We start from the raw sequence: 513 nt of genomic DNA, 5'->3' as shown, positions 1-513 counted from the left end.
TTTAAAGGCGCTCGAATGAGCGCCTTTTTTATTTGTCATGGAAAACGATAAGAACGAATATGCCGAACATTGAGATCATTCGCTTTAACCACTTCACTGCTCGCAAAAGTGAACGTTACACCGCCACCCATAACGGCTTATATGTCGTAGAAGAAGGCGCATTAGTCGTCCACCAGCCAAATGGCGAACAATTTGAACTAAAAGCTGGCGACTTTACCCTATACAACTCTTCTGACTTAAGAAGTGCAGAAGCCATACCAGGCGAGAATGGCTTTAAAGCTGTCGCGCTAGTCTTTGACATCAGCCTATTTTGCGAGTTTAAGAAAGCACACCCTGGATTGCATTCAGAAGCAGAACACCGACGCTTCTACCCTTTCTCGCCAGAATCCAATTCAGAAATCACACAGCTTAAGAATACGTTATTGGCTTTAGCCAGTCGTAATGCACCTGATTACACTCAGAGCCACATCGCAATGGCGCTACTTGCTCTTATGGGGGAAGTTCAGCCCGACA

At 45.4% G+C, this 513-nt stretch carries 1 pseudogene; it reads left to right on the top strand.

Going from position 1 to position 513, the window contains the following annotated elements:
- Window positions 1–59 precede the first annotated feature (59 nt).
- Window positions 60–513, top strand: a pseudogene (locus R7Q48_RS31215) (AraC family transcriptional regulator); the annotation flags it as partial.

It is taken from the genome of Vibrio sp. 378 (genome assembly GCF_033339435.1).
The sequence above is the reverse complement of the archived record's forward strand: the minus strand, read 5'-3'. Positions and strand labels throughout refer to the sequence as shown.